Here is a 26,962-nt window from a genome sequence, read left to right on the forward strand (position 1 = left end):
GGGGTATGCGTATCGCTGCACCCATTCAGATCGGCCCGCTCGACGCCGACGCCCAGCAGGCCGTCCGAACCCTGGCCGCGGCCGCCGAGTCGCACGATGGCGTCGCGCCGCTCTCCGAGCAGCCACTGCTCAACCTGGGCACCGACGCGGAGTGGATCACCCACGTCGTCGCGCACACCAAGGCGGGCAGCACCATCGGCTACGTGCAGGTCGACCGCTCCGGCGACACCGCGAGCGCCGAGCTGGTGATCCACCCGGAGCACCGCCGGAACGGACACGGCCGCATGCTGCTCAAGACCGCCGAGCGCGACGCGACGCTCCCGTCCCGTTCGGGAGAGCCCGGCCAGCACGGCAAGCCCTTGCGCGTCTGGGCGCACGGCGATCTCGAGTCCGCCCGTGGGTTCGCCCGGGCGGCGGGCCTGCGCCCGGTGCGCGAGCTCCGCTTCCTCGCACGACCGCTCGCGGCGGCGCCGGAGCTTCCTGTGGCGCCCGCGGGCTACCGCCTGCGCACCTTCCGCCCCGGCGCCGACGACGCCGGCTGGCTCCGCGTCAACGCCCGCGCGTTCGCCACCCATCCGGAGCAGGGCCGCATGACTCTCGACGATCTGCGGGCGCGGCTGAGCGAGCCCTGGTTCGACCCGGAGGGTTTCTTCCTGCTCGACGCAGAGGATGCTCCCGGTGGGACGGACGGCGTGGACCCTGCCGCGTTCCTGTGGACCAAGACGGAGCCGGGCCAGCCGGAGGGGGCGCGCGACGGCGAGATCTACGTGCTCGGTGTGGACCCGGACCATCAGGGCGAGGGCCTGGGCCGGCTGCTGACCGACGTCGGGCTGGCGCACCTCGCGCACGCCGGTGCCACGCGCGCCGTGCTGTACGTGGAAGGCGACAACGCGCCGGCTCTGGCCACGTACGAGCGGGCCGGTTTCACACGGGCCGCCGTACACGTTCAGTATGCCCGCTCGTGACGAATGCTCTCCGAGAGCGTCACCCACCGTGTACCGAACGGTGACACCATGAAGGACATGAAGGACAGCGCTGGGCACACCTCCGCCAGGACCCGGGACAAGAACGGCCGATTCATGAAGCAGAATCCCCGCACGGCAAGCGCAGAGACCATGAACGGCGCGCCCGACAGCCACCGCGACCGGGCAGAACGGTCCGGCGGCGGCAACGGCAGCGCTGACCGCGATGCGATGGCGACCGGGGTCGCCACCAAAGCCCAGAAGGCAGCGACGCCCAAGCCGGGCGAGGCCTCGGCAGAGGAGATCCTGGACCCGCACTCGCTGGACCAGAGCCTGGCCGCGCACATCGCCGAGCACATCGCGGAGAGCCCTGGCGGGACCACCCTGCTGGAGCCACACCTCGGTGAGCCGCTGCCCGTCGACCGGTTCGCGGACCGGGAGCTGAGCTGGCTCGCGTTCAACCGGCGCGTGCTGGAGCTCGCTGAGGACCCGCGCATCCCGCTGCTGGAGCGCGTGCGCTTCCTGGCCATCTTCGCGTCGAACCTGGACGAGTTCTTCATGGTCCGCGTGGCCGGCCTGAAGCGTCGCATCGCGACCGGCATCGCGGTCACGAGCGCCTCGGGCCTCAGCCCGCGCCTGGCACTGTCGCGCATCTCGGAGGAGGCGCACTCGCTCATGGAGCGGCATGCGCGCGTGTTCGAGGACGACGTGCAGCCCGCGCTGGCCGGCGAGGGCATCACCCTGGTGCACTGGAACGAGCTGGACACCAGGGAGCAGGAGCGCCTGCACAAGTTCTTCCGCAAGCAGATCTTCCCGGTGCTCACGCCGCTCGCGGTGGACCCGGCCCACCCGTTCCCATACATCTCGGGCCTCTCGCTCAATCTCGCGGTGGTGGTCGCCAACCCCACGACGGGCAAGGAGCACTTCGCCCGCGTCAAGGTGCCCCCGCTGCTGCCGCGCTTCATCGCGGTGGACGCCTCGGGCAAGCCGCGGCGCCCCGGTACGAAGAAGGCCGACCCGCAGCGTGGGCCGCTCTCGTTCGTGCCGCTCGAGGAGGTCATCGCGCAGCACCTCGACTACCTGTTCCCCGGGATGGAGGTGCGGGAGAACCACACGTTCCGGGTCACCCGCAACGAGGACGTGGACGTGGAGGAGGACGACGCGGAGAACCTGCTCCAGGCAATGGAGAAGGAGCTCCTCCGGCGCCGGTTCGGGCCGCCGGTGCGCCTGGAGATCGAGAAGGACATCAGCCCGCGCATCCGGGACCTGATCGTCCGCGAGCTCGGCGTGAAGGAGGAGGAGGTCTACGAGCTGCCCGCGCTGCTGGACCTCACGGGCCTCACCCTCATCGCCGACCTCGACCTGACGCCGCTGCACTACCCGCCGTTCGTGCCGTCCACGCACCGTCACCTCGCCGAGGTGGAGAGCTCCAAGCCGACCGACGTGTTCGCGGCGATCCGGCGCCGGGACATCCTGCTGCACCACCCCTACGACAGCTTCTCGACGAGCGTTCAGACGTTCCTCGAGCAGGCCGCCGCGGACCCGAACGTGCTGGCGATCAAGCAGACGCTCTACCGGACGTCCGGCGACTCCCCCATCGTGGACGCCCTCATCGACGCAGCGGAGGCGGGCAAGCAGGTCCTCGCCCTGGTCGAGATCAAGGCCCGGTTCGACGAGGAGGCCAACATCTCCTGGGCGCGCAAGCTCGAGGAGGCCGGCGTGCACGTGGTGTACGGGATCGTCGGCCTCAAGACGCACTGCAAGCTGTCGCTCGTGGTGCGCCAGGAGCCCGACGGCTCGCTCCTGCGCTACTGCCACGTCGGCACGGGCAACTACCACCCCAAGACCGCACGCATCTACACCGACCACGGTCTGCTGACCTGCGACTCGGACGTCGGCCAGGACCTGACGCGCCTGTTCAACCAGCTCTCCGGGTACGCACCGAAGTCGACGTTCCACCGCCTGCTCGTGGCGCCGCGCGCCGTGCGCTCTGGCCTGGTGGAACGCATCGAACGGGAGGCGACCGCCGCCCGCGCCGGCCACGAGGCCTGGGTCAAGATGAAGATCAACTCGGTGGTCGACGAGACCGTGATCGACGCCCTCTACCGCGCCTCCCAGGCCGGTGTGCGGGTGGACCTGGTGGTACGCGGCATCTGCGCGATCCGGGTGGGCGTCCCGGGGCTGAGCGAGAACATCCGCGTGCGATCCATCCTTGGCCGCTTCCTGGAGCACTCCCGCCTCTTCGCGTTCGCCAACTCGGTGGGCCCCGCCCTCGCCGAGGGGCCGGCCTCCGGGCCGGAGGTCTTCATCGGTTCGGCCGACCTGATGCACCGCAACCTCGACCGCCGGGTCGAGACGCTGATCCGGATCTCCGACCCGAACCACGTGAACGAGCTGCTCGGCCTGCTGGACGACTCCATGGCGGACACGACGGCGGCATGGCATCTGCTGCCCGACGGCCGGTGGGAGCGGCCGTCCTCCGGCCCCGACGGCGCCGGTCTCCGCGACCTGCAGGCGGTCCTGATCCAGCGGCAGCGACGCCGGCTCGAGCCTGCCCGGTGACCGGGCGCCGGTCGGTGGTGGGCACAGGTCCGACGGCGGCCCCCTCCCCCACCGCGGAACTGCACACCCCGGTCGTCATGACGGCGGGTGGGCTCGTCTGGCGGCGCCGTGGTGGCGGGCTCCAGGTGCAGCTGGTCCACCGCCCCCGTTACGACGACTGGTCATGGCCCAAGGGCAAGCTCGAGACCGGGGAGTCGTTCCAGGGTGCCGCGATCCGCGAGGTCTGCGAGGAGACGGGAAAGCAGATAGTGCTCGGCCGGCCGTTGCCCGGGCTGCAGTACCTCACGCCCGACGGCCGCGTGAAGCGCGTGCACTACTGGGCGTCGCGGCGCGCCCGCAAAGGGCGCGACTCGGCGGCCCTCACCGCGCGGGCGCCGGTCGCGCCGGTCGATCGCTCTGAGGTCGACCGGACCGAGTGGATCGACGTGGCCGAGGCAGAGCGGCGACTCACCCGGCCGTCGGACCGCGGCCCCCTGAACGCCCTGGTGGCCGCTGAGTCCGAGGGTCTGCTCGACACCCGGACCCTCGTCATCGCGCGGCACGGCCGGGCGGTACCGCGCACCGCGTGGCACGGCTCGGAGCGGGACCGCCCCCTCACCCCGCTCGGGCACGGGCAGGCGGCCGCGCTGGTCCCGGTGCTGGCGGCCTACGGCGTCGAGCACGTGATCAGCTCCCGGTGGGAACGGTGCGCCACCACCATCGACCCGTACGTCCGGGCCGCCGGACTGCGCCCGAGCTACAGCGAGTACCTCACCGAGGCGCAGCACGAGCGGTCGCCGTCGCGCGTCGCCGCGACAGTGCGCGACCTCCTGGAGGAGACCACCGAGTCATCGGTGATCTGCACCCACCGCCCGGTCCTGCCCACGGTGCTGGACGTGCTGGGCCAGCATGCCCCACGAGCTGTGGCGGACAGCCTGCCGACGACAGACCCGTTCCTCGAACCGGGCGAGGTGCTGGTGGCGCACGTCGCGGACACCGCGACGGGAGCACGAGTGGTGGCCATCGAGAAGGTGAACCCGCCGGTCTGGTGAGCGTCGTGGTAGACACGCGCCCGACTTCGGGCGCACTATCGGTCACCATGAGCAGCGACCAACGACCGCCCAGACGGCCGGCCATGCTGGACCCACGGGACGCCGAGGCGCTCCCGGGCGAGGTGGACCCTGCCCTGCGTGACGAGGTCGCGCATGCGACTGCACGTGCCCTCGTGGACAGGGCACGCACCACCGAGGACCCGACCGTCGTGGAACGGCTCATCCACCTGGTCGAGAACGAGGGCCTCGACACGGTCGCCGGACTGTGGGCGGACGCCGCCCCCGTCTCGCTGCCCGGCGCGCTCTGGCGCCTGTACGTGCTGCGCGAGTGGGTGCGCCGGGACATGCCTACCGTCATGCTCAGGTATCGGCTGGGTGTGGAAGCCGCGCCCGTCCAGGAGGCCGTCGCGGGTGTCCCGAGCCCTCCGGAACCCGGTGACCTGCAGATCCTGGCCGACGCCGTGCTGTCCGGCGTCTTCACGGGCGACCTCGCCGTCGCTCTCGAGCGGGCCGGTGCGTTCTGCCGCATCCTGTCGACCGGCGCCGCGTTCGACGCCGACTCCCGCGAGGTCGCTGATCCCACCGGCGCCACGCGGATGACACGTAGCGCCAGCTCCTTGCTGCGCACCGCGGAAGAGCTGGAACACGCCGGTGGCCTGTGGCGAACCGGTTCCCTCGAGTAGGCCCGCGCGCTGTCAAGCGGATGGTGCGCGGGAGCGTTGTGACGTCCGACCCCCTTGGCAGATCCCCACACGCCATTAGGATGGTGCAGGCGACGCCGGGCTGCGGTAGCCCCGGGCTCCACCTCAAGCCGCTACGAGCGGCCCCGCGCCGAGAGGCGCTCCCGGTTCGGCGTCGCTCTCACTTCCCTCTCCTGACCGGCATGGACCGGCGGCTGAGCTCTGCTCCGGCATCTGTGCCGATTGTCACGGGTCACCAAAGCGCAACCTTGCAAATTGGCGATAGTCGGCAACAGCTCTACGCTGAGCCTGTTCCAGAGCCCTCAGAACGGGAGCACTCGTGCGCCTTACTCCGCGCGACACCAAGTACTTCGATCTTCTCGCCGCCCTGGCCCAGCACCTCGTCCGGGGCTCGTCCCTGTTGGCGGAGCTGCTCGGCGCGGACAAGGCGGGACGGGAGAAGCTCGCTGAAGAGATGCACGAGGTCGAGCACCTGGCGGACGACGCCACGCACTCGATCATGCGCCGCCTCAACCAGACGTTCGTCACGCCGTTCGACCGCGAGGACATCTCCGGCCTGGCCTCGGCGCTCGACGACTGCATGGACGAGATGGACGAGGCCGCCGACCTCATCGTCCTGTACAAGGTCGAAGGCCTGCCGGACCGTGTTTCCGACCAGGTCCAGGTGCTGCAGCGGTGTGCGGAGCTGACTGCCGAGGCCATGCCCCGCCTGCGCTCGATGGACAAGCTGGCCGACTACTGGGTCGAGGTCAACCGCCTCGAGAACCAGGCGGACAAGCTGCACCGCAAGCTCATCGCGCAGCTCTTCGACGACCTGGCGAACGACCCGGTCCAGCTCATGAAGCTGAAGGAGATCGTGGAGGTTCTCGAGAACGCCGCGGACAGCTTCGAGAAGGTCGCCAACATGGTCGAGACCATCGCCCTCAAGGAGTCCTGAGTTGGAGGTCGCTCTCGTCGTCCTCGTGGTGGCGCTCGCCCTGAGCTTCGACTTCACCAACGGGTTTCACGACGCCGCCAACGCGATCGCGACCTCGGTCTCGACCCGGGCGCTGACCCCGCGCGTCGCGCTCATCATGGCGGCCACCATGAACTTCGCCGGCGCGCTGCTGGGCACGGAGGTCGCGGAGACCATCGCGACCTCGATCGTCAACCTGACGGGAGCGGGCACGCACGCGGAGCTCACCGTCGTCCTGTGCGCGCTGCTCGGCGCGATCGTGTGGAACCTGATCACCTGGTGGTTCGGCCTGCCCTCGTCGTCCACCCACGCCCTCATCGGCGGGCTGGTCGGCGCCGGGGTCGCCGGCGGCATGGGCGTCTACTGGTCCGCGATCGTGGACAAGGTGGTCCTGCCCATGATCATCTCGCCGCTGGTGGGCTTCGGCCTCGCCTTCGCCGTGATGGTCGGGGTCATGTGGCTCTTCCGCTACGCGGCACCGGCCAAGACGAACCGCCGCTTCCGGATCGCGCAGACCGCGTCGGCGGCCGCCATGGCGCTGGGCCACGGCCTCCAGGACGCGCAGAAGACGATGGGCGTCATCTACCTGGCCCTGCTGACCGTGGGCTGGGCCAACGCGGACGAGGGCATCCCGCTCTGGGTCAAGCTCTCCGCCGCCGCGGCCATCTCGGCGGGCACCTACTCCGGCGGCTGGCGCATCATGCGCACGCTCGGCCGCAAGATCATCGAGCTCGACCCGGCGCGCGGCTTCGTGGCCGAGTCCGTCTCGGCCCTCGTGCTGTACGTCAACGCGTTCGCGCTGCACGCCCCGGTCTCCACGACGCACACGATCACGTCGGCGATCATGGGCGTCGGCGCCACCCGCAGGCTGTCAGCGGTGCGCTGGGGCGTCGCCAAGAACATCGCCGTCGCGTGGGTCCTCACCATCCCGGCGGCGGGCCTCGTGGCCGCGGTCGCGACGTGGGCGCTCTGGCCGGTACTGGCCTGACCCGGCCCGCCGCACCTGGGCGGGCCGGACCGCGGGTGCCAGTCACCACAGACGGCTCGGCGCGCGACTGACGGCACACGCTGCTTAGCATCGGTCCTATGAGCAGCGGACCTACGGCGCCGAACGCCGGCGCGAGATCAGCCCACCGCAAGGCAACGGCGCTCGCCATCGCCGCCGCGGTGGGCGGCTTTCTGTTCGGCTTCGACAGCTCCGTGATCAACGGAGCCGTCAACGCCATCGAGGGCCAGTTCTCCCTGGACCCCGCAGTCACCGGCATCGTGGTGGCCATCGCGCTGCTCGGCTGTGCGCTCGGCGCATGGTCCGGCGGGCGGCTGGCGGACCGCTGGGGCCGCACGCGCGTCATGGTGCTCGGCGCCATCCTGTTCTTCGTGTCGTCCATCCTGTCGGCCATCGCGTTCTCGGCCTTGGACCTCGGCCTCTGGCGCTTCATGGCAGGCGTCGGCATCGGCATCGCGTCGGTCATCGCGCCGGCGTACATCGCAGAGATCGCGCCAGCGGCGATGCGTGGCCGGCTCGGCTCATTGCAGCAGCTCGCGATCACCGTCGGTATCTTCGCCGCACTGCTCTCGGACCAGATCCTGGCCGACTCGGCAGGCGGGGCCGCCAACGAGCTCTGGCTCGGGTGGGAGGCCTGGCGCTGGATGTTCCTGGTGGCGGTCGTCCCAGCCGCCGTCTACGGCATTCTCGCGCTGCGCATCCCGGAATCTCCCCGCTATCTCGCCGCCACTGGGCGCGACGACGAGGCCCGCGCGGTCCTGACCAGCGTGCTCGGCCCCGACGAGGACGTCGACGACCGCCTCGTCCAGATCCACCGCAGCATCGAGATCGACGAGACCAACGCGTCCCAGGGCTCGCTCCGCGGCAGCGCGCTGGGCCTCAAGCCGATCGTCTGGGTGGGCATCCTGCTGTCCGTCTTCCAGCAGTTCGTCGGCATCAACGTGATCTTCTACTACTCGACGACGCTGTGGCAGGCCGTCGGGTTCGACGAGAGCAGGGCGTTCCTGGTCTCTACCATCACTGCGCTCACGAACGTCGCGGTCACCTTCATCGCCATCGCGCTGATCGACAAGGTGGGCCGCCGCCCGCTCCTGCTCATCGGCTCCGCCGGCATGACCGTGTCGCTGGGCCTCATGGCCATCGCCTTCACACAGGCCACCGGCACCGGCAGCGAAATCTCGCTCAGCGGGCCCTGGGGCGTGACCGCACTGGTCTGTGCCAACGCGTTCGTGGTCTTCTTCGGCGCCTCGTGGGGGCCGCTCGTGTGGGTGCTGCTCGGCGAGATGTTCCCGAACCGCATCCGGGCAGCCGCCCTCGGCGTCGCCGCGGCGATGCAGTGGATCGCCAACTTCGCCATCACCATGACGTTCCCGCCCATGCTCGCCGCCTTCGGCGCCAGCGTGCCGTACCTCATGTACGCGGCCTTCGCGGCGCTGAGCTTCTTCTTCGTGCTCACCAAGGTGCCCGAGACCAAGGGCATGGAGCTCGAGGACATGGGCGAGAAGAGCCACACCAAGGCCTGACCCCCCGGCGCCTCGCCTCCGGCCCGGCACACGTGCCGGAACCGTGTCATACAGGTCACACCTAGCTCCCCGGATCCTCGATCCGAAAACGCTTGCATCCAGCAACCATCACGATATAGTTGCCTTAAGCAATTACTGCGAGGAACAGTACTGCGAGGCAAATCAATCGCGAGGCATGATGACTTCCCACTCGAGCCGGACCCCGTCCGGCACCGAAGCCCCCGCCGTCGCCCTGGTCTCCGCGCTCCAGAGCCTGTCGCGCGCCCAGCGGGAGGCGGCAGCACATATCGCCCAGGAGCTCGACTGGCCCCGGTCCGGCGTCCCCGTGCTGCACCTGCTCGCCAGGTGTGGCCCGGTCTCGCTCACGGACGTCGCCGCGCACCTGCGTGTCGACCTCTCCGTCGCGAGCCGTCAGGTGAGCACGCTGGCCGACGCCGGATACGTCGTCCGCACCGTCGACGCCGAGGACCGCCGGGTCCGCACGGTGGAGCTGACGGCGGCAGGGCGCGCGCTCGCCGCCGAAGCGTCCTCTGCGTACACGAACCTGATCGACCGGGCGTTCGGCGCCTGGTCACCCGAAGACCTCGCCGCAGCGACGCGCACGCTGAACCGCCTCGTCGACACCATCGGTGCGGACACCGCGCACCGGAGATCGCCCCAGAACCAGCAGGAGTTTGCATGACCAGCCCCAACACCCCCGCGCTCGTGGCGGAACCCGAGCGCGAACCCGAGCACCTCCAGGGCGAGCCGCCCGCCATGACGCATCCCGAGGTCCTCCGGGCGCTGTCCGGGATCCTCCTGGGCATGTTCGTCTCGGTCCTGGCGATGTCGGTCGTGTCGTCGTCGCTGCCGAAGATCATCACCGACCTGGGCGGCAACCAGTCCGCCTTCACCTGGGTCGTGACCGCCACCCTGCTGACCTCGACGATCTCCACCCCGATCTGGGGCAAGCTCGCCGACCTCACCAACCGCAAGACGCTGATCCAGATCGCGCTGATCATCTCCGTGCTGTCCGCCGCTGCCGCCGGGTTCGCGCAGGACGCCGGCCAGCTCATCACGTTCCGCGCCTTCCAGGGCATCGGCGCGGGCGGCCTGCAGTCCCTGTCCGCGATCCTGATCGCCGACATCATCAGCCCGCGGCAGCGTGGCCGGTACATGGGTCTCATGGGCTCGATCATGGGTATCGGCATGGTCGGCGGCCCGGTACTCGGTGGTTTCCTCACCGACGCCATCAACTGGCGCTGGAACTTCTTCGTAGGCCTGCCGTTCGCCGTCGCCTCGATCATCGTGCTGCAGATGACGCTCCGGCTGCCGAAGCGGCCGCGCGGCACCGAGAAGCTGGACATCGCCGGTGCCACGCTGATCTCCGTGGGCATCGCCGCCCTGCTGCTGTGGATCACGTTCGCCGGCACAGAGTTCGACTGGATCTCCTGGCAGACGGCGGCACTGGCCGGCGGCGCGCTGCTGGTCCTCGCGATCGCGGTGCTCGTCGAGCTGCGGGTCAAGACCCCGCTCATCCCGATGTACCTGTTCAAGAACCGGACCCTGGTGCTCGCCGTCATCGGCTCGGTCGCGGTGGGCGTCGCGATGTTCGGCTCGTCGGTGTTCCTCAGCCAGTACATGCAGCTCTCGCGCGGCAAGACGCCCACAGAGTCCGGCCTCTACACCATCCCGATGGTCGTCGGCCTGTTCCTGTCGTCCACGGTCGGCGGGCAGCTCATCTCCAGGACCGGCAGGTACAAGCCCTACATGGTGGGCGGCGCCATATCCCTGACGGCGGGCCTGCTGCTCCTGTCGACGCTCGACTACCGCACCTCGTTCGTGCTGGTGTCGATCTACCTGTTCATCCTGGGTGCCGGCGTGGGCCTGCTGATGCAGAACATGGTGCTGGCCACGCAGAACACCCTGCACATCAAGGACTCGGGCAGCGGTACGTCCACGGTGACGTTCTTCCGGTCGCTCGGCGGCGCGATCGGCGTCTCAGCGCTCGGCGCCATCCTCGGGCACAGCGTGCAGGGCAGCCTCAAGGAGGGCATCACCGAGATAGCACCGCAGCTGGCGGAGCAGGGCGTCGACACCTCCGCGCTGCAGTCGGGGAGCGGCGCGCTGCCGGACCTGTCGGTGCTCCCGCCGATCCTGGTCGAGGTGATCGAGAAGGCGTACGCGAACGGGATCGCGGAGATCTTCCTCGCCGCCGTCCCGCTCGCCGTCATCGCGCTGATCTGCGTGTCCCTCATCAAGGAGGTCCCGCTGGACCACCGCTCGGGGATCGACCAGCTCAAGGACCTGGAACCCGCCAAGGCGTGACCGGGTGCGCCTGGGCGCGGCACGCGGGGGATTTCGCGGCCCCGGGCTGTGTTCAGGGCGCTTGACCCGTCATCATGGGCGCATGCTCCCGAGTACAGGCAGATCCAGCACGGACACGTCCGAAGGCCCCGTCCCCGGCAGCGGCGCCGGGGACGAGGTGGTCGGCGACAGCGGCGTCGGCCCAGGGCCGTTCGAGGGCCTGGAACGTGAGATCCGGCTGCTCATCCGCCGGGCGCAGTCGTCCGGAGCGTCGATCGCCCGAAGGGTTCACCCCGAGCTCGACGCCAGCGCCTACCCGATCCTGGCGCACATCGCCGAACGGCCCGGTGCACGCGGCTCGGACCTCGCGACCTTCTTCGGCGTCGGGCGCGCCACCGTGTCACGCCAGCTCAGCCGCCTGGCCGAGCTCGGGCTGGTCGAACGCACCGTCGACCCGGAGGACAGCCGCGGCCAGCGCATCACCCTGACACCCGACGGCGCCGCGCGGTTCGACCAGGCGCGCACCAGCCGGGTCGCCATGCTGGAGGGAGCCCTGGCCACCTGGGAGACGGAGGACGTCGCCCAGCTGGCCAGGCTCCTGGGCCGCTACTCGGCGGACATCGTGGCGTGGAAGCAGAGCGGTCGCTGAACCGGTCTGCGGATCCTCAGCTCTCCTCGAACGTGAGGCTCACCGAGTTCATGCAGAACCGGTCGCCGGTCGGCGTCTGCGGCGCGTCGTCGAAGACGTGGCCCAGGTGGGAGCCGCAGGCGGCGCAGCGCACCTCGGTGCGCACCATACCGAGCGAACCGTCCTCGATCAGCTCGACGGTGTCACCCGCGAGCGGGCTGTAGAACGACGGCCAGCCACAGTGCGAGTCGAACTTGGTGTCCGACCGGAACAGCTCGGCGGAACACGCCCGACACCGGTAGACGCCGGCGCGCTTCTCGTCGAGCAGCTCGCCGGTCCACGCCCGCTCGGTGCCAGCCTGCCGCAGCACGGCATATTCCTGGGACGAGAGCTGCTCACGCCACTCCTGGTCGGACTTCGAGACCTTGTACGTCATATCGACACCTCCGCGCATACCAACCTTCCACCGGCTCAGGGTGTTCCCGCCACTCACGCGTCAGGCCCACAGACCACCTGAGTGACCTGTGGGCCTGACACGTGAGACGGGTTGGCTCGCTTCTGCGACTAGCTCGCGGCCGAGGCGTTCGTGCCCGCGCCGCGGCCACGGCCGCCACGCCGACGGCGCCGGGGAGCACCGGCGGCGTCGGGCCTCGGGAAGTGGTCAGCGGCACGACCGCCGCCCGACGCCGGACGCCCGGCCGAGCGCTGCCCGGTCGACTGGCCGGTGCCCTGGCTGCGCGGCTGGCTCTGCCGGCCGCCGCCCTGGCTGGTCTGGCCGGTGCCCTGGCCGCCGGAGCGCGAGCGCCCACCCTGCTTCCTTGGCTGGCCCTGGCGGCCCTGCGGCTGGGGGGCCGGCGCCACGTACTCCACGTACGGCGCGACCTCCCCGACCAGGCTGGTCACGGTCGCGTCGCCCGGACGAACGTCCTGGGGACGAGCGGTGATCTTCGCCTTGCGGGTCAGGTCACGGACGTCCCCACGCTCCTCGGGCAGCATGATGGTCACGACGTCGCCGCCGGAACCGGCACGCGCCGTCCGCCCGGAGCGGTGGAGGTACGCCTTGTGCTCGGCGGGCGGGTCGACGTGGACCACGAGCTCGATGTCGTCCACGTGGATGCCGCGCGCGGCGATGTCCGTCGCCACCAGCACCCGGACGTCGCCCGACGAGAACGCCGCGAGGTTGCGCTCACGCGCGCCCTGGCCGAGGTTCCCGTGCAGGTCGACGGCGGGCACGCCCGCGGCGGTGAGCTGCTTGGCGAGCTTCTTGGCCTGGTGCTTGGTCCGCATGAACAGCACGCGGCGGCCGGTGCCCTGCGCGAGCTGGTGCACCACGTTCTTCTTCGCGTCCTTGTCGGCCACGGCGAGGATGTGGTGGGTCATCAGTGGCGGCGGCGCGGCGGCGTCGTCCACGGAGTGGGTGACCGGCTGGTGCAGGTAGCGCTTGACGATCACGTCCACGCCGTTGTCCAGTGTCGCCGAGAACAGCAGGCGCTGGGTCTGCGAGGACGTGCGGTCGAGGATGCGCTTCACGCCGGGCAGGAACCCGAGGTCGGCCATGTGGTCGGCCTCGTCGAGCACGGTGATCTCGACGTCGTCGAGCGCGAGGTGGCGCTGGCCGAGCAGGTCCTCGAGCCGGCCGGGGCAGGCGATGACGATGTCGACGCCCGCGTTCAGCGCGGTGACCTGGCGCGACTGCGCCACGCCGCCGAAGATCGTGGTGGTCTTCAGGCCCAGGGCCTGCGCGAGCGGGGAGATCGACTCGTCGATCTGGTTCGCGAGCTCACGCGTGGGGGCAAGGATCAGTGCGCGGGGACGGCCCGCAGCACGACGCGGCTGCCCTGCCGCGGTGGCACGGGCACCGGACGTCGCCAGGCGCGTCACGACCGGCAGCGCGAACGCGAGGGTCTTGCCGGAGCCGGTGCGGCCGCGGCCGAGCACGTCACGGCCGGCGAGGGAGTCCGGCAGGGATGCCGTCTGGATAGGGAACGGCGAGGTGATGCCGCGGTCTGTCAAAACGCGCAGAACGGGCGCGGGCAGACCGAGGTCGGCAAAGGTAGTCAAGGGGATGGGCCTCTCGGGCTCGGTGGCGGCGCACATCGCGCCGGTGGTCCGCCGTGCTCACACCGGCGGCTGGGGTGCTAACCCGGGCCGGGGCCACGACGTCGGGCAGCTGAAACCGCCCACGACCGCCCAGTCTCTCACGTCCGCGGGGCAGTGGCTGCGGCGCACGTCACGTTCGGTGTGGTTCTATGTGGCGCATGATTCCCGCAGCGACCAGCTCCGCCGGACCGTTCGCCGCCATCGGCGACGTGCTCGGCACCATCTGGACCAACGCGGTCACCCCGGTCGAGGCGCCTCCGCAGCTCATGGTGCTCGGCATGTGCGCGGTCGCCCTGGTCGTCGTGCTGTTCCGGCCCCTGTGGCACGTGACGCGGCACGTCATCACCATCGCCCACGAGGCGTCGCACGGCCTCGGCGCGCTGCTCACGGGCCGCAAGCTCGAGGGCATCCGGCTGCACTCCGACACCTCCGGCCTGACGGTCTCGCGGGGGAAGCCTCGCGGCCCCGGCATGGTCATCACGGCGTTCGCCGGCTACGTGGGGCCGGGCCTCATCGGCCTCGGCGCCGCGTGGCTCCTCCAGCTCGGCTACGCCGTCGGGCTGCTGTGGCTGCTCGTCGTCCTGCTCGCGCTGTTGCTCCTGCAGATCCGGAACTGGTTCGGGCTCTGGTCGATCCTCGTCAGCGGTACCGCGCTCGTGTTCGTCACGTGGTTCCTCGAACCCACTGTGCAGAGCGCCGTCGCCTACGCCGTCACGTGGTTCCTCCTGCTCGGCGCCGTGCGGCCCGTGTTCGAGCTGCAGGTGCAGCGCTCCCGTGGCCGGGCCCGGACGTCCGACGCCGACATGCTCGCCCGGCTGACCGGGGTCGCCGGCCTGTTCTGGGTGGCGATGTTCCTGCTTGTCACGCTGGGTGCGCTGGTGCTCGGCGGGTCGTGGATCCTGGGGGTCGCGCTCTAGGCCGCCTACCCAGCGATCGGGCCCGGACTCACGCGATCTCCGGACCCGATCGCTGGGTGGAGGCGCACCGACGACGGAGAGCCCCCGGGAGGCTGCCTGGTCGGCAGCGTCCCGGGGGCTCTTCGACGATGTCGGCGCCCGGTCAAGGACGCCAGGAGTCACGCCTTGGGCGTGAGCACGAAACCTGGGCCCTCAGCACCGGGGTCGGTGTCCAGGGTCAGCGTCTCCAGAGCAGGGGCCGCCTGCGCCTCGACGAACACGTTGGTGGCACCCGAGGCGTCGACGACCTGGTCGTCGGGCTGCGGGGCCGGAACCAGCGCGAGCTCGAAGTTACCCGGCTGGCCGGACGCCTGCGCGATGCGCAGGCCACCCTCGACCGGCACGCCTGCCTGCTGGGCGAGGTCCTGGACGGCCGTACGGGCATTGTCGGTCACGGTGAGCACGTTGAGCTCCTCACATTGGTTCTCCGCGGTCCCGTCCACCGAACCAAGCCCACCGGCTCACCGCAAGCGTGAGACGCGATTGGCCCGATATCTCCCGATGGGTGAGACAGCACGTGACAGCCGGCCGCTGAGGCCCTACGGTGCCCCGCTGGACGGGATCTACGGCGGCGACGGACCGGACCGGTAGGCTTTCCTCTCGCGCCGCCCGGATGCCGGGTGCGCGGGCCTCTAGCTCAACTGGCAGAGCAGCGGACTTTTAATCCGCGGGTTCCGGGTTCGATCCCCGGGGGGCCCACCTTGGTAGTGCCGTGCCGCAGTCAGCCACGCCATCTTCTGCGTGGCACGCCATAGTCCGCGGAATCAGCCCGGATAGGTGGACCATGGCGTCCCTCACGGACGATGGCTTCCCTCGCGGAGGATGGCGTGCCTGGTATGTGGCTGCTTGCGGAGATCCGGCCTGCAGGCAGTTTGCCGCACATCCTTCCGCACGCCCGTCCCGACAGCACGTCGGAACGAGCACCATCGCAAGGACCGCGACCGGTACCGTGGACGCCCACCCGAAGCTGAGGGGCTCACATGGCACAGCTCGATCGCCGCACCTTTCTGGCAGGCGCTGCCGTCGTCGCGTTCGACCCGGTGACATCACACTGGCTCACCAGCTTCCCCGAGAACACCGCGGCGATCCAGATCCCGCACCTCGACGGCGAGCTCGTCACGGACGAGGAGTCCCTCACCGAGGCGGCCACCGACTACGGGCATCTGGCCCACCGGCGCCCCCGGGCGGTGCTGCGGCCCGGGTCGGTCCGCGACGTCGCCACCGTGGTGCGCTTCGCGAACGAGCACGGCCTCACGATCGCCGCGCGCGGCCAGGGCCACTCGACGTTCGGCCAGGCGCAGACCGACGGCGGCGTCGTGATCGACTTCCGCACGCTCGCCACGATCCACGAGGTCGCACCCGACCGCGCGGTGGTCGACGCAGGGGTGCAGTGGCTCGACCTGGTCCGCGCGACCCTGGCCGAGGGTGTCGCGCCACCCGTCAGCACGGACTACCTCGGCCTGTCGGTGGGCGGCACGCTGAGCGTCGGCGGCATCGGCGGCGCCTCCCAGCACTTCGGCCTCCTCGTGGACAACGCGCTCGAGCTGGAGGTCGTCACGGGCGAGGGCCGCCTCGTGACCTGCTCCGCCGACCAGGAGCGCGACCTGTTCGAGGCGGTGCTCGGCGGCCTGGGCCAGTTCGCGGTCATCGTGCGGGCCACGGTCCGGCTCGTCACCGCACCCACCATGGCCCGCGTCTACACGCTGACGTACCCGCGGGTCACCGACCTGACGGCCGCCCAGCGCACCGTCCTGGCCGACGGCCGTTTCGACTACCTGGAGGGCCAGCTGGTCCCCACGGACGACGACGGCTTCGTCTTCGTCCTGGAGGGCGGGGCCTGGTTCACCAGCGCGCCACCCGACGACGACGTCCTGCTGGCCGGCCTCGCCCCGTCGGGGGTGGACGTCGTGGACGTCACCTACTTCGAGTGGCTGAACCGCATCTACGAGACCGTGGAGCAGATCGAGGCGCTCCGGCTGCCCAGTCCGTGGCTGAACGTCTTCATCCCGGACGCGACGACGGACGAGGTCGTGACGGAGCTCCTCACGACGCTCACCCCGGCCGACGCCGGCGGCGTCGCGCTGCTCTACCCGACGAACCGGTCGCTGATCACCCGACCTCAGGTCGTGGTGCCGGAGGGCCCGGTGTTCTTCCTGCTCGCGCTGCTCCGCGCGGTGAGCCCGCCCGACGACGCCGAGGCGGAGCGCCTCATCGCCGAGAACGACGCGCAGTACGCCCGGGTCCGTGCCGTCGGTGGTACGGGCTACCCGGTCAACGCACTGCACCTGAGCCCGGCCGACTGGCGTGAGCACTACGCCGACCGCTGGCCCGCCGTGCGCAGCGCCAAGGCCCGGTACGACCCACGCCGCGTGCTCGCACCGGGCCAGGGCATCTTCGAGCCCGTCAGCAGAGCTTCTGGTACTCCTTGAGGCCCTCGACCGTCGAGGCGACGTCGAGCTCGATCTCCGCGCCCGTGCCGAGGTCGAGCTCTTCCTGAAGCTGCAGGAACGGTACCCGGATCTGCTCGACCGGGCCCTGGAACTCCTCGGGCACACGCGACTCGAGCCGCCCGAGCTCCATCGCCATCGCGTGCATCTGGTCGGCGGACGTGCCGTCGAGCCCCTCGCTCGCACCGACGAGCGCCGTGCCGATGCGCTCCTCGAGCGTCTTGTCGCCCTTGACGTACATGGCGGCGCACGCCTCGTTCGCGTCGAGAGGCGCGCCGGGGTCGGGCCGCGGGGAGGCCGTGGCGCTCGCGCTGCCCGACGGCGGCGCACTCGCTCCGGCGTCCGCCTCGCCGCCCCCTGAGCAACCGGCGAGCACGACGAGCGTGACGACGCCGGCGACGAGAGCCGTGCGGGCCCGGAGGCGGGCCGGGGCGGATATGACAGGTCGGACCATGCCGCACATGAAACCACCTGGCCCTGAGAATCCGCGCATCCGGAGGGTTTCCCCCGAGTGGCCGACACGGCGTTCCTGGGGCCGGGCGGTGAACTGTCCCGGAACAGTCCCAGAATTCGTACGCCTGCCCTGGGGAGTGGCGCGTCATCGGCCTAACGTGGTGACAGAACCGCAGACCCGGAGGTCAGCATGACCGTCGCTCGTCCCGCAGTCATCGCCCACCGCGGGTACTCCGCGGTAGCCCCGCAGAACACGCTTGCCGCGGTCGAGGCCGCGTGCCGAGCAGGCGCGGACGCCGTCGAGATCGATCTGCAGCCCACCGCCGACGGCGTGGGCGCCGTGATCCATGACGAGACCGTCGACGCCACCACGGACGGCACCGGCAAGGTCTCCGCACTGACGTCGGACGAGGTGCTCGGGCTGGACGCCGGCTCACGCTTCGCTCCCGCGTTCTCGGGACAGCACGTGCCCACGCTCGCCGACGTGCTGGGCGTGCTCGCCCGGCACCCGGAGACGGACCTGCTCCTCGAGCTCAAGGGCTCGTGGAACGTCGAGCAGGTCGAGCGGGTGGCCACCACGATCGCCACGGGGGGTTTCGACAACCGGGTGCTGGTGCAGAGCTTCTGGCCCGGCACGGTCGCCACGGTCCGCGACGTCGCTCCGCACCTGCCCGGCGGGCTGCTGGTCTCGTTCGACCCGCCCGGCCTGCTGCGCCTGTGCGAGCGTCTTCGCGTCGTCGCGTGCAACCCGTCGGTCTCGACGGTCGCCGGCAGCCCGCGGCTGGTGTCCCGCCTGCACGCCGCGGGCCTGCGGGTCATGTCCTGGACGGCGAACGACGCGGCGGCGTGGACCACCCTCGTATCGACCGACGACGGCGCGGGCGTCGACGCCGTCATCACCGACCGTCCGGAGCGGCTCGCCGGCTGGCTCACCGGCCGGACCGACCACCCGGTGGCCCCGCCGGTGCCAGGTCGCGGCGGGATCCGGCTGCGCCGACGCCGCGGGCCCGCGCAGCGGGTCGTCGCGGGCACTGCCTGACCGCTACGTCCGGTGCAGCCAGCCGTGCAGGCGGCGGGTCACCCACGGAAGCACCCAGTACGCCATGATCGGCGTCAGGATCAGTGTCGAGATCAGCACCTTGAGCACGAGCGCCACGTCGCCCCACCCTGGCACCAGGTAGGTGAACAGCGCGGTGAAGAGCAGGTTCACCGGGAAGAACCCGAGCCAGATGCTCGCCGCCTGCTTCCACCGTGGCGGTACGACGGCGGCCGCGACGTCGGCGGGCTCGTCGGTACGGGACGGATCGTCGAACCAGCCCTCGATGCCCGTCCGCTGCTGGTACCGCAGCTCCTCGACGAGCCCGGTGCCCCGCGCCAGCCACTCGCGACGCTCGGCGGACTGCTCCCAGGCGGCTAGCCGGTCGGCGTCGGCGAAGCGGTAGAGCATGTGCCAGTCGCGGGAGCCCTCGGCGGCACGGATCCAGCCCGAGCCGAGGAACCCGGGCCACCGGTTGGCGAGGTTGACGCCCGACTGCACCCAGCTGGTGACCTCGGGGATGTGCTCGGGACGGACGATGCGATGGATGGACACGGTGACGGACTGTCCGGCGGGGGTGGGCACGGATCCGTTCGCGGCCTGGTCGTGGTGGGCCATGCTCGAAGTCTCACGCATGGCCTCGCGACCCTCAATGTGAGCGCGCACACCCCAGGTTGTCGGCCCTTCACGGCTACGCCACGGTTTGCGCTCAGTAATTGTGAGGCACGCCTCCGTGGAGGGGGTTTCGCAACACTTGGACAGACGTTCAGCATTGAATATTGCCGCAGAGAACCATCCCCCTGGGCCTTCGCGCCGGTTCTCTGCGGCGATCGCCATGACCGCCGCGACCTGTCGCGCACCGTGGCCCGACAGCAGCCGGCGCATCCCGTCACCGTCCGTCCGAGGGAACAAGCCCTCACGGTGGCGCCCGTGCCCAGCCGCAGAACGGAAGCTCAGCGTGCCCCAGACGCCGAACCCCGTCGCGCCCCGTACGGCGCGCTTTGTCCCAGCCCCCGAGTGTCAGGAGCTTCCTTGACGCGCGGCGACCACGCCCTCGCCCTTCGTCGTACGCGACGCCCGGGCACACGCGGGGCACATGCGGCCGTTGCAGGACACGTCCCCCACGCCATGGTCCGCCGGTCGTCCTTCGCGGTGGCCGCTGCGCTGACCTCGGTAGCGCTGACCACCACAGCGGCGGTCAGCGTCACCGGGAACGACGGCGCCCCGGGCGCCGCGGCCGCCGCTGAGCGGACCGCACAGCCCGGTGGCGTGGTCGTCGGTAGTGCTGTCGTCACCGACCCGGAAGTGCGGTCCGCCTCCGAGAAGGCGGACGCGGTACTGACGGACGCCGACTACGTGGCTCGCGAGGGCGACCTCGGCGCCAAGGAGCGCAAGCGGGTCCGGGCGGCAGCCCGGGACCTGCGGACGATGCTGGAGCTGGCTCGCGATGCCGCCGGCACCACCGTCGCCGAGGCCCGGCCGGCCACAGCCGCCTCCCGGAACGCCGAGCGCACCCCGCTCGACGAGCGGGTGGCGGACGGCGCGGGGAAGGCAGCCCCGGCGGGCGCCGCCGAGCCCACGCCTGAGGCTGCCGCCACCGAGCCGACCAACCTGGCCGGAACCGCCACGGGTAGCACCGCGATCAGCGAGCAGGACGCCACCGGCCTCCCTGTCCTCGACACCCCGCTCGCCCTGTCGGTCGGTTCCACCGCCGCGGCGAAGGAAGCGGACGAGAAGTCCGCGAAGGAAGCAGGCAAGAAGTCGGGCAAGAAGTCGGGCAAGAAGTCGGGCAAGAAGGCGTCGGCCGCCACGGCAACGCCGTCGGCCGCCGACATCGAGAAGGTGACGACGTCGCTCCAGCGGCTCATCACCAAAACCGACGGTGACGCGGTCGTGTCCGTCAAGGCGGGCCCGACGCCGGCGGAGATCGCCGCCGCCAAGGAGGCCGCGAAAGAGCGGGCCGAGGCCCGCGCGGCACGAGCCGCAGAGCGCAAGGCCGACAGGGCGCAGGAAGCCGCCGCTGCCCGCGCCGCTGAGGCGAAGGAGATGGCCAAGGCCGCGGAGCGCTACGGCAACGGTCAGATCCCGTCGAACGTGCTCTGCGACCTGAGCTGGGCCAAGGGCGAGCAGCTGCGGTGTGACGCCGCGGCGTCGCTCGAGGACCTGAACGACGCCTACCGTGCGGAGTTCGGCCGGAACCTGGACCTGACGGACGGCTACCGCTCCTACGCCGCGCAGCTCGCGGTCGCCGCGTCCAAGGGCGGCCTGGCCGCCGTGCCCGGCACCTCGAACCACGGGCTCGGACAGGCGGTCGACCTGTCGGGCGGCATCCAGTCGTTCGGCACGGCCGAGCACGCCTGGATGGTCGCGAACGCCGGCAAGTACGGCTGGAAGCTGCCAGCCTGGGCACAGGCCGGCGGCAGCAAGCCGGAGGCCTGGCACTGGGAGTACGGGACCTCGTACTGACCCTCCTGCCCGAGCCGGCCCCGTGAAGCGCTGCTTCGCGGGGCCGGCTTCGTCACGCCCAGCCGAGCTCGTGCAGCCGGTCGTCGTCGATCCCGAAGTGGTGGGCGATCTCGTGCACCACGGTCACGGCCACCTCCTCGACGACGTCCTCGCGGGACTCGCAGAACGCGAGCGTCGGGTTCCGGAAGATGGTGATGCGGTCCGGCAGGGCACCGGCGGCCCACATGTGATCACGCTCCGTGAGCGGGACGCCCTCATAGAGGCCCAGCAGGTCTGGATCGTCCGCCGGCGCGTCGTCCTCGACGAGCACCACCACGTTGTCCATCTGCGCCGCGAGGTCGGCCGGAACGAGGTCCAGCCCCTCGCTGACAGCTGTCTCGAAGTCCTCGCGCGTCATCTCCACCACACGCACATCATCCCTGACGCCGGCCAGGTGGGGGTGTCGCGCGGACCACTCCTCGGACTGGCCAGCGGAGCCCCGAACCGTCTGTAGACTTGCCAGGTCCCAGCCCCCATCGTCTAGCGGCCTAGGACCCCGCCCTTTCACGGCGGTAGCACGGGTTCGAATCCCGTTGGGGGTACGCAGTGGCTCGTCAGAGCCACGTTCTGACGGCTGTGAGGCAGGTCATCCTCCCGGAGACCGAATCTGATTTCAGATTCGGGCCCACGGTGGGTTAAGATCCTCACGGTTCGAAAGAGCCCCCCGGTCGCGGGTAGCGTCCAAGGCCCTGTAGCGCAGCTGGTTAGCGCGCCGCCCTGTCACGGCGGAGGTCGCGGGTTCAAGTCCCGTCAGGGTCGCGCGAGAGGCGCCCGGATGGTCGGTCTCGACTATCCGGGCGTTCGCGCTAGGGCTCTGTAGCTCAGTTGGTAGAGCGTTCGACTGAAAATCGAAAGGTCACCGGATCGACGCCGGTCGGAGCCACAGCAAAAAGGATCGCAGGATCCTGCGATCTCGATGGGCCGCACTTCATCGGAAGTGCGGCCCATCGGCGTTTCCGGCCACCGGCACGGATCACCCGGTAACCGCACTTCTCTGCCTGCGGGAACATCGCTCTCAGCGACCGCCGAGGCAATTCCTTCCAGTATTTGCGTATTCACGATCGGTCTCCTTCATCTCATATTCCTCGGGGCCACGCCGCCCCAGGAATTGCCCCATGCGCTCATGGCCTGTTGAGTTGTCCTCAGCGGCACAGGCCGAACCGGCGGCACGGGAGGGCAAATGATCGAGGACGTGAAGATCGACGGCCAGAGAGAGGTGCCACGTGGCACCCCGGCAGTCACCCCGGAGCCCGGGAAGCCCGCTTCGCTGGGCAAGCTCGTCGAACAGATCTCCGAGCAGGCCTCCCGGCTCGTGCGTGCGGAGATCGCGCTCGCCAAGGCCGAGCTCGCCGACAGGGCCAAGAAGTCCGGCATCGGGATCGGACTGCTCGTCGTCGCGCTGCTGATCCTCGCCTACGCCGCCGGGGTGCTGCTCCTGGCAGCCGTGTACGGCCTGGGGACGGTGTGGCCGCTCTGGCTCTCCGCGCTCGCCATCGGCGGCTTCATGCTGCTCGTCACGATCATCCTCGCGCTGGTGGGTGTGCAGCTGCTGAAGAAGGGCACGACCCAGCCGGAGAGCGTCCAGCGCGTGAAGGACGATATCGCGTCGATCAAGGAGGGGCTGCACCGATGAGCACTCAGATCCCGCCGCCCAGCAGCCATGCGCTCGAGGCCGAGGTACTCCGCACCCGTGCGGACCTCGCTGCGGCCATCGATGAGCTGACGACCCGCCTGAGCCCTGGCTACCAGGCCTCCCGCATCGCGCACGAGGCGAAGCAGGCGGCGAGCGACGCCGGCGCCATGGCGACCGGGAAGTTCGGCGACAAGAACGGCCCGGCGCAAGATCCGCGCCGGGCCCGCAACGCCAAAGTCCTGATAGGTGCCACGCTCGGTCTAGTGGTCCTCGGTACGGCTGTTGCCGTGACCGCTGTACTCAGGCGCGCGCGGGGCTGAGCTGGGGGGCAGCACCCGGCGCGCCTTCGTCCTGCTTGCCGACCAATCTGTCAACGACGTCCGACTAGTTGTCAGAGTCGCCCGAGCTGTCCGCTGCCGCACCGAGCAGCGCCCGAACCTCGGACTCCTTGTAGCGGCGGTGACCGCCAAGTGTCCGGATCGACGAGAGCTTTCCCGCTTTTGCCCAACGCGTTACTGTCTTTGGGTCAACACGGAACAAGCTCGCTACCTCGGCAGGCGTGAGCAGGACCTCGGATTCTCCGTGGATGGACATCCCCGCACCTCCTCCGGAACGGTGCCGGCCTGGCCGTACCAGGCGGTTGACGACACCCGCTCTTGCACCATTGTTAGCAGCAAACGGGATTTAGGCGACTTGGGGACGGGGTTTATTTCCTCACTTTCTCCCCTGTGCGCCACGCGCGCCCGTTTCGGGCGAGTCTCGGACACGTGCGACACGCCGACGGCGCTATCCACCACTTGAGCACCGGTGCTCGGCACGCATCCCCTGACCGCGTCCGGCAGACCTCCACACATCAGCCAGGTGTCGGCAAAGTGCCGGAGAAGGTTGCCCTGGACAGGTGAACCCGAGGCGCGGCCGTCGGTCGGCGCTCCCGGTCGGCGCCGCAGCGAAGGTCCATTGATGGCAAACCCTTCACCACGTTACAGCCAAGTGCCCGGATGTGTCTGCACGTGGTGACGAACTCGGGCAGATCCGAATGTCACATCAGAGGATGGGACGAATCACGCTCACGGACTGGAAGAAACGCCGTACCAGCATGTAACGTTGGAACCTGGACAGACGAAACGCCACGGGGCCGCACGTCTATGCACGGTGCCGCCCCGCTCCTACGTAGAGGGGGTCGGAGCCATGGGCCGCGGCCGTCAGAAGGCAAAGCAGACCAAGGTTGCTCGCGCGCTGAAGTACTACAGCCCGGACACCAATTATCACGCCCTCGAGCAGGAACTCACGGGGGACTCTCGCACCGATGTGGCGACACAGTCGCGGTGGGACTCCCCGGAGGACGAGGAGTACGACAACAGGTACTCCGACTGGGCAGAGCAGGACGGCAACACGCGCTGAGGGTGCCGGCGCGTCTGCGCCGGCCCCGCGCCCGGTCCTCGGCCAGGCCCTGCCACCGCGTCAGCCGCGGTAGTCGTTCACCAGCCGGACCGCACCACCAGACACACCCTTCGTGCCTGCGACGAGGTCATCGCGCGCTGCAGCCGGATCCAGGGTGTCGACGCTTCCCAGCGTCCACGCGGGCACGCCCAGCGCGGACAGTCGGGTCAGTGCCGCGTCTGCGCCACCGGCACCCACTATCGCCACCATGCCCACCCCGAGGTTCAGGGTGTTCTCCAGGTCGCGGTCGGGCACGCCACCGAGGTCCCGCACCATGCGGAACACGGCCGGCACGTCCCATGACGCACGGTCGACCGTGGCCACGAGTCCGGCGGGCAGGACGCGTGCCAGGTTGGCGGCAAGCCCGCCGCCGGTCACGTGGGTGAACGCGTGCACCTGTGCCGCCTCGTCGTCGGCCAGCGCCAGGCAGTCAGCCGCGTAGACCCGCGTGGGCTCGAGCAGCTCCTCGCCCAGGGCCCGTCCCAGCTCGTCCACGTGGCGGTCCAGAGCCCAGCCTGCCTGCTTGATCACCGCGCGCACCAGGGAGTACCCGTTGGAGTGCAGCCCGCTGGACGCCATCGCGATGAGCACGTCGCCGCGCTGCACGCGGTCCGGGCCCAGCACCTTGTCGGCCTCCACGATGCCCGTCGCGGCGCCGGCCACGTCGTACTCGTCCGGCTCCAGCAGGCCCGGGTGCTCGGCGGTCTCGCCACCCACGAGGGCGGTGTCCGCCACCTCGCAGGCCTGCGCGATGCCGCGCACGATGTCAGCGATCCGCTCGGGCACCACCTTGCCGGTGGCGATGTAGTCGGTCATGAACAACGGCTTGGCGCCCATCACGACGATGTCGTCCACGACCATGCCGACCAGGTCGAACCCGATGGTGTCGTGCTTGTCCATCGCCTGTGCGATCGCGACCTTGGTACCGACGCCGTCCGTCGACGTCGCCAGCAGGGGTGCGCGGTAGCCCTGGAAGGCCGATAGGTCGTAGAGGCCGGCAAAGCCGCCCACACCGCCGAGCACGGCCGGACCCTGCGTCCGGCGCACGGCGTCCTTCATGAGCTCGACGGCCTTGTCGCCCGCCTCGGTGTCGACGCCGGCGGCGGCGTACGTCAGGCCTTCGGATGTCACTGGTGCTCCATGGAGTGGTCGGTGCTGGTGAGACGGGAAGTCGTCACGGGTGGTCGAGGGCGGTCGAGCCGCCGGTGCGCACGGCGAGCTGCTTGAGCCCGTCCTCGGGCTGGCCGAGCGGGAGCTCCGCCTGCTCGAGGAGGTGCTTGCCCAGCTGGTCGTCCGGGGGCAGCTCGATCGGGTACTTGCCCGTGAAGCACGCGGCGCAGAGCTGCGAGCTGGGCTGCTCGGTCGCGGCGATCATGCCCTCGGTGGAGATGTAGCCGAGGCTGTCCACGCCGAGGGACTGGCCGATCTCCTCCACGCCCAGGCCGTTGGCGATGAGCTCGGCGCGCGACGCGAAGTCGATGCCGTAGAAGCAGGGCCACTTGATCGGCGGCGACGAGATGCGCACGTGCACCTCGGCCGCGCCGGCCTCGCGCAGCATGCGGACCAGAGCGCGCTGGGTGTTGCCGCGCACGATCGAGTCGTCGACGACCACCAGGCGCTTGCCCCTGATCACCTCGCGCAGCGGGTTGAGCTTCAGCCGGATGCCGAGCTGTCGCAGGGTGTCGGACGGCTGGATGAACGTACGGCCCACGTAGGCGTTCTTCGTGAGGCCCTGCCCGAACGGGATGCCGGACTCCGCGGCGTACCCGACGGCGGCCGGCGTGCCGGACTCCGGCGTCGGGATCACCAGGTCGGCCTCGGCGGGCTGCTCGCGGGCCAGGGTCCGTCCCATCTCGACGCGCGCCGAGTGCACGGAGCGGCCGTTGATGGTGTTGTCGGGGCGGGCCAGGTAGACGTACTCGAAGACGCAGGCTGCCCGCTCCGTCGGGGCGAAGCGTGCCGAGCGCATGCCGTCGGCGTCGATGCAGATCAGCTCGCCCGGCTCGACGTCACGCACGTAGGAGGCGCCGACGATGTCCAGAGCGGGGGTCTCGCTGGCCACCACCCAGCCACGGTCGAGCCGACCGAGCACGAGCGGGCGCACACCCTGCGGGTCGCGCGCCGCGTACAGGGTGTTCTCGTCCATGAAGACCAGGGAGAAGGCTCCGCGCAGACGCGGCAGCACCTCCATCGCCGTGGCCTCCAGCGTGTGATCCGCGTCACCCGCGAACAGGGCGGTGATCAGCGCGGTGTCGGTGGTGTTGCCGCGCGCGAGCTCGCCCCGGCGCTGCGCGCCGTAGCGCTCGGCCACGAGGTTGACCAGGTCGGCCGAGTTGGTCAGGTTGCCGTTGTGCCCGAGGGCCACGGTGCCGGACGCCGTCGCGCCGAGCGTCGGCTGGGCGTTCTCCCAGGTCACTCCACCAGTGGTGGAGTATCGACAGTGCCCGACGGCGATGTGGCCGGTCAGAGCGTTCAGGGCCGTCTCGTCGAAGACCTGGGAGACGAGTCCCATGTCCTTGTAGACGAGGATCTGCTCACCGTTGCTGGTGGCGATACCCGCGGACTCCTGCCCGCGATGCTGTAGTGCGTACAGGCCGAAGTACGCAAGCTTGGCGACCTCCTCGCCGGGTGCCCAGACCCCGAAGACGCCACATGCGTCCTGGGGGCCCTTCTCGCCGGGTATGAGGTCGTGGTTGAGGCGGCCATCTCCGCGCAGAGGCATGTTCCGAGTATCCCAT

The 26,962-nt window shown here is 70.4% G+C and carries 26 protein-coding genes and 4 tRNA genes; 21 read left to right on the forward strand and 9 right to left on the reverse strand.

The window, feature by feature from the left end; translation table 11 throughout:
* Positions 1 to 5 precede the first annotated feature (5 nt).
* The 10 genes from mshD to AB0F40_RS17540 all read left to right on the forward strand — a co-directional run bounded on the left by mshD (position 6) and on the right by AB0F40_RS17540 (position 11,675).
* Entirely contained in the window at positions 6 to 965 is a 960-nt protein-coding gene (gene mshD / locus AB0F40_RS17495; RefSeq protein ID WP_357470112.1) for a mycothiol synthase, read from the forward strand.
* Between the two features lie 300 nt (positions 966 to 1,265).
* Entirely contained in the window at positions 1,266 to 3,524 is a 2,259-nt protein-coding gene (locus AB0F40_RS17500; protein WP_357470187.1) for an RNA degradosome polyphosphate kinase, read from the forward strand.
* Between the two features lie 77 nt (positions 3,525 to 3,601).
* Positions 3,602 to 4,555: an NUDIX hydrolase gene (locus AB0F40_RS17505; protein WP_357470115.1), complete on the forward strand. Its 954-nt coding sequence runs from the start codon at positions 3,602 to 3,604 to the stop codon at positions 4,553 to 4,555.
* 83 nt (positions 4,556 to 4,638) lie between these two features.
* Positions 4,639 to 5,238, forward strand: a complete 600-nt coding sequence (locus AB0F40_RS17510) for a hypothetical protein (RefSeq protein ID WP_357470117.1) — start codon at positions 4,639 to 4,641, stop codon at positions 5,236 to 5,238.
* 337 nt (positions 5,239 to 5,575) lie between these two features.
* Positions 5,576 to 6,193 carry a DUF47 family protein gene (locus AB0F40_RS17515; protein ID WP_357470120.1) on the forward strand — a complete coding sequence of 206 codons (618 nt, stop codon included), beginning with the start codon at positions 5,576 to 5,578 and terminating at the stop codon, positions 6,191 to 6,193.
* A 1-nt stretch (position 6,194) separates the two neighbouring features.
* Complete coding sequence (locus tag AB0F40_RS17520; protein WP_357470122.1) at positions 6,195 to 7,199, forward strand: inorganic phosphate transporter; 1,005 nt, start codon at positions 6,195 to 6,197, stop codon at positions 7,197 to 7,199.
* A gap of 98 nt (positions 7,200 to 7,297) precedes the next feature.
* On the forward strand, positions 7,298 to 8,740 hold the full coding sequence (locus AB0F40_RS17525) for a sugar porter family MFS transporter (protein WP_357470125.1): 1,443 nt from the start codon (positions 7,298 to 7,300) through the stop codon (positions 8,738 to 8,740).
* 178 nt (positions 8,741 to 8,918) lie between these two features.
* On the forward strand, positions 8,919 to 9,422 hold the full coding sequence (locus AB0F40_RS17530) for a MarR family winged helix-turn-helix transcriptional regulator (RefSeq protein WP_357470128.1): 504 nt from the start codon (positions 8,919 to 8,921) through the stop codon (positions 9,420 to 9,422).
* Positions 9,419 to 11,047, forward strand: a complete 1,629-nt coding sequence (locus tag AB0F40_RS17535; protein ID WP_357470130.1) for an MDR family MFS transporter — start codon at positions 9,419 to 9,421, stop codon at positions 11,045 to 11,047. Before AB0F40_RS17530 ends, AB0F40_RS17535 begins: the two co-directional genes overlap by 4 nt.
* Before the next feature lie 82 nt (positions 11,048 to 11,129).
* Positions 11,130 to 11,675 carry a MarR family winged helix-turn-helix transcriptional regulator gene (locus AB0F40_RS17540; RefSeq protein WP_357470132.1) on the forward strand — a complete coding sequence of 182 codons (546 nt, stop codon included), beginning with the start codon at positions 11,130 to 11,132 and terminating at the stop codon, positions 11,673 to 11,675.
* A 16-nt stretch (positions 11,676 to 11,691) separates the two neighbouring features.
* Here AB0F40_RS17540 and msrB read toward each other — a convergent pair whose 3' ends face one another.
* Positions 11,692 to 12,090: a peptide-methionine (R)-S-oxide reductase MsrB gene (gene msrB / locus AB0F40_RS17545; protein WP_357470135.1), complete on the reverse strand. Its 399-nt coding sequence runs from the start codon at positions 12,088 to 12,090 to the stop codon at positions 11,692 to 11,694.
* Between the two features lie 128 nt (positions 12,091 to 12,218).
* On the reverse strand, positions 12,219 to 13,751 hold the full coding sequence (locus AB0F40_RS17550; protein ID WP_357470138.1) for a DEAD/DEAH box helicase: 1,533 nt from the start codon (positions 13,749 to 13,751) through the stop codon (positions 12,219 to 12,221).
* A 161-nt stretch (positions 13,752 to 13,912) separates the two neighbouring features.
* Here AB0F40_RS17550 and AB0F40_RS17555 point away from each other — a divergent pair, with 161 nt between their 5' ends.
* A complete protein-coding gene (locus tag AB0F40_RS17555) occupies positions 13,913 to 14,671 on the forward strand; it encodes a M50 family metallopeptidase (protein WP_357470141.1) in 759 nt (252 codons plus the stop codon).
* A 158-nt stretch (positions 14,672 to 14,829) separates the two neighbouring features.
* Here the strand turns inward: AB0F40_RS17555 and AB0F40_RS17560 are convergent, their stop codons facing one another.
* Entirely contained in the window at positions 14,830 to 15,114 is a 285-nt protein-coding gene (locus AB0F40_RS17560) for an iron-sulfur cluster biosynthesis family protein (RefSeq protein WP_129782914.1), read from the reverse strand.
* Positions 15,115 to 15,336: 222 nt separating this feature from the next.
* Between AB0F40_RS17560 and AB0F40_RS17565 the strand changes: the two genes are divergently transcribed.
* Both AB0F40_RS17565 and AB0F40_RS17570 read left to right on the forward strand, forming a co-directional pair.
* Positions 15,337 to 15,409 (forward strand) — tRNA-Lys (locus AB0F40_RS17565).
* 281 nt (positions 15,410 to 15,690) lie between these two features.
* Entirely contained in the window at positions 15,691 to 17,139 is a 1,449-nt protein-coding gene (locus AB0F40_RS17570; RefSeq protein WP_357470144.1) for an FAD-binding protein, read from the forward strand.
* Here the strand turns inward: AB0F40_RS17570 and AB0F40_RS17575 are convergent.
* A complete protein-coding gene (locus tag AB0F40_RS17575; protein WP_357470147.1) occupies positions 17,114 to 17,611 on the reverse strand; it encodes a hypothetical protein in 498 nt (165 codons plus the stop codon). The genes AB0F40_RS17570 and AB0F40_RS17575 overlap by 26 nt on opposite strands.
* 189 nt (positions 17,612 to 17,800) lie before the next feature.
* Between AB0F40_RS17575 and AB0F40_RS17580 the strand changes: the two genes are divergently transcribed.
* Positions 17,801 to 18,649: a glycerophosphodiester phosphodiesterase gene (locus AB0F40_RS17580; RefSeq protein ID WP_357470149.1), complete on the forward strand. Its 849-nt coding sequence runs from the start codon at positions 17,801 to 17,803 to the stop codon at positions 18,647 to 18,649.
* Positions 18,650 to 18,652: 3 nt separating this feature from the next.
* Here AB0F40_RS17580 and AB0F40_RS17585 read toward each other — a convergent pair whose 3' ends face one another.
* Positions 18,653 to 19,264, reverse strand: coding sequence for an antibiotic biosynthesis monooxygenase (locus AB0F40_RS17585; protein WP_357470152.1), 612 nt, complete (start codon positions 19,262 to 19,264; stop codon positions 18,653 to 18,655).
* A 510-nt stretch (positions 19,265 to 19,774) separates the two neighbouring features.
* Here AB0F40_RS17585 and AB0F40_RS17590 point away from each other — a divergent pair.
* On the forward strand, positions 19,775 to 21,112 hold the full coding sequence (locus tag AB0F40_RS17590; protein ID WP_357470155.1) for a M15 family metallopeptidase: 1,338 nt from the start codon (positions 19,775 to 19,777) through the stop codon (positions 21,110 to 21,112).
* 52 nt (positions 21,113 to 21,164) lie between these two features.
* Here the strand turns inward: AB0F40_RS17590 and AB0F40_RS17595 are convergent, their stop codons facing one another.
* Positions 21,165 to 21,509 carry a metallopeptidase family protein gene (locus tag AB0F40_RS17595; protein WP_357470191.1) on the reverse strand — a complete coding sequence of 115 codons (345 nt, stop codon included), beginning with the start codon at positions 21,507 to 21,509 and terminating at the stop codon, positions 21,165 to 21,167.
* A 111-nt stretch (positions 21,510 to 21,620) separates the two neighbouring features.
* Between AB0F40_RS17595 and AB0F40_RS17600 the strand changes: the two genes are divergently transcribed.
* The 5 genes from AB0F40_RS17600 to AB0F40_RS17620 all read left to right on the forward strand — a co-directional run bounded on the left by AB0F40_RS17600 (position 21,621) and on the right by AB0F40_RS17620 (position 23,104).
* Positions 21,621 to 21,693: transfer RNA gene (locus tag AB0F40_RS17600), tRNA-Glu, on the forward strand.
* A 143-nt stretch (positions 21,694 to 21,836) separates the two neighbouring features.
* A tRNA-Asp gene (locus AB0F40_RS17605) sits at positions 21,837 to 21,910 on the forward strand.
* Positions 21,911 to 21,961: 51 nt separating this feature from the next.
* A tRNA-Phe gene (locus AB0F40_RS17610) sits at positions 21,962 to 22,034 on the forward strand.
* 297 nt (positions 22,035 to 22,331) lie between these two features.
* Complete coding sequence (locus AB0F40_RS17615; protein WP_357470158.1) at positions 22,332 to 22,784, forward strand: phage holin family protein; 453 nt, start codon at positions 22,332 to 22,334, stop codon at positions 22,782 to 22,784.
* Positions 22,781 to 23,104 (forward strand): DUF3618 domain-containing protein, encoded by a 324-nt coding sequence (locus AB0F40_RS17620; protein WP_357470161.1) that lies wholly within the window; start codon positions 22,781 to 22,783, stop codon positions 23,102 to 23,104. The genes AB0F40_RS17615 and AB0F40_RS17620 overlap by 4 nt, the downstream gene beginning before the upstream one ends.
* A 64-nt stretch (positions 23,105 to 23,168) precedes the next feature.
* Here the strand turns inward: AB0F40_RS17620 and AB0F40_RS17625 are convergent, their stop codons facing one another.
* Positions 23,169 to 23,378, reverse strand: a complete 210-nt coding sequence (locus tag AB0F40_RS17625) for a BldC family transcriptional regulator (protein ID WP_108495333.1) — start codon at positions 23,376 to 23,378, stop codon at positions 23,169 to 23,171.
* A 594-nt stretch (positions 23,379 to 23,972) separates the two neighbouring features.
* Between AB0F40_RS17625 and AB0F40_RS17630 the strand changes: the two genes are divergently transcribed.
* Positions 23,973 to 24,185 carry a DUF3073 domain-containing protein gene (locus tag AB0F40_RS17630; RefSeq protein WP_357470164.1) on the forward strand — a complete coding sequence of 71 codons (213 nt, stop codon included), beginning with the start codon at positions 23,973 to 23,975 and terminating at the stop codon, positions 24,183 to 24,185.
* Between the two features lie 60 nt (positions 24,186 to 24,245).
* Here AB0F40_RS17630 and purM read toward each other — a convergent pair whose 3' ends face one another.
* Positions 24,246 to 25,355, reverse strand: a complete 1,110-nt coding sequence (gene purM / locus AB0F40_RS17635; RefSeq protein WP_357470167.1) for a phosphoribosylformylglycinamidine cyclo-ligase — start codon at positions 25,353 to 25,355, stop codon at positions 24,246 to 24,248.
* 43 nt (positions 25,356 to 25,398) lie between these two features.
* Entirely contained in the window at positions 25,399 to 26,946 is a 1,548-nt protein-coding gene (gene purF, locus AB0F40_RS17640) for an amidophosphoribosyltransferase (protein ID WP_357470170.1), read from the reverse strand.
* Positions 26,947 to 26,962 lie beyond the last annotated feature (16 nt).

Origin of the sequence: Promicromonospora sp. NPDC023987 (assembly GCF_040639055.1) — a bacterium.
Lineage (GTDB): Bacteria > Actinomycetota > Actinomycetes > Actinomycetales > Cellulomonadaceae > Promicromonospora.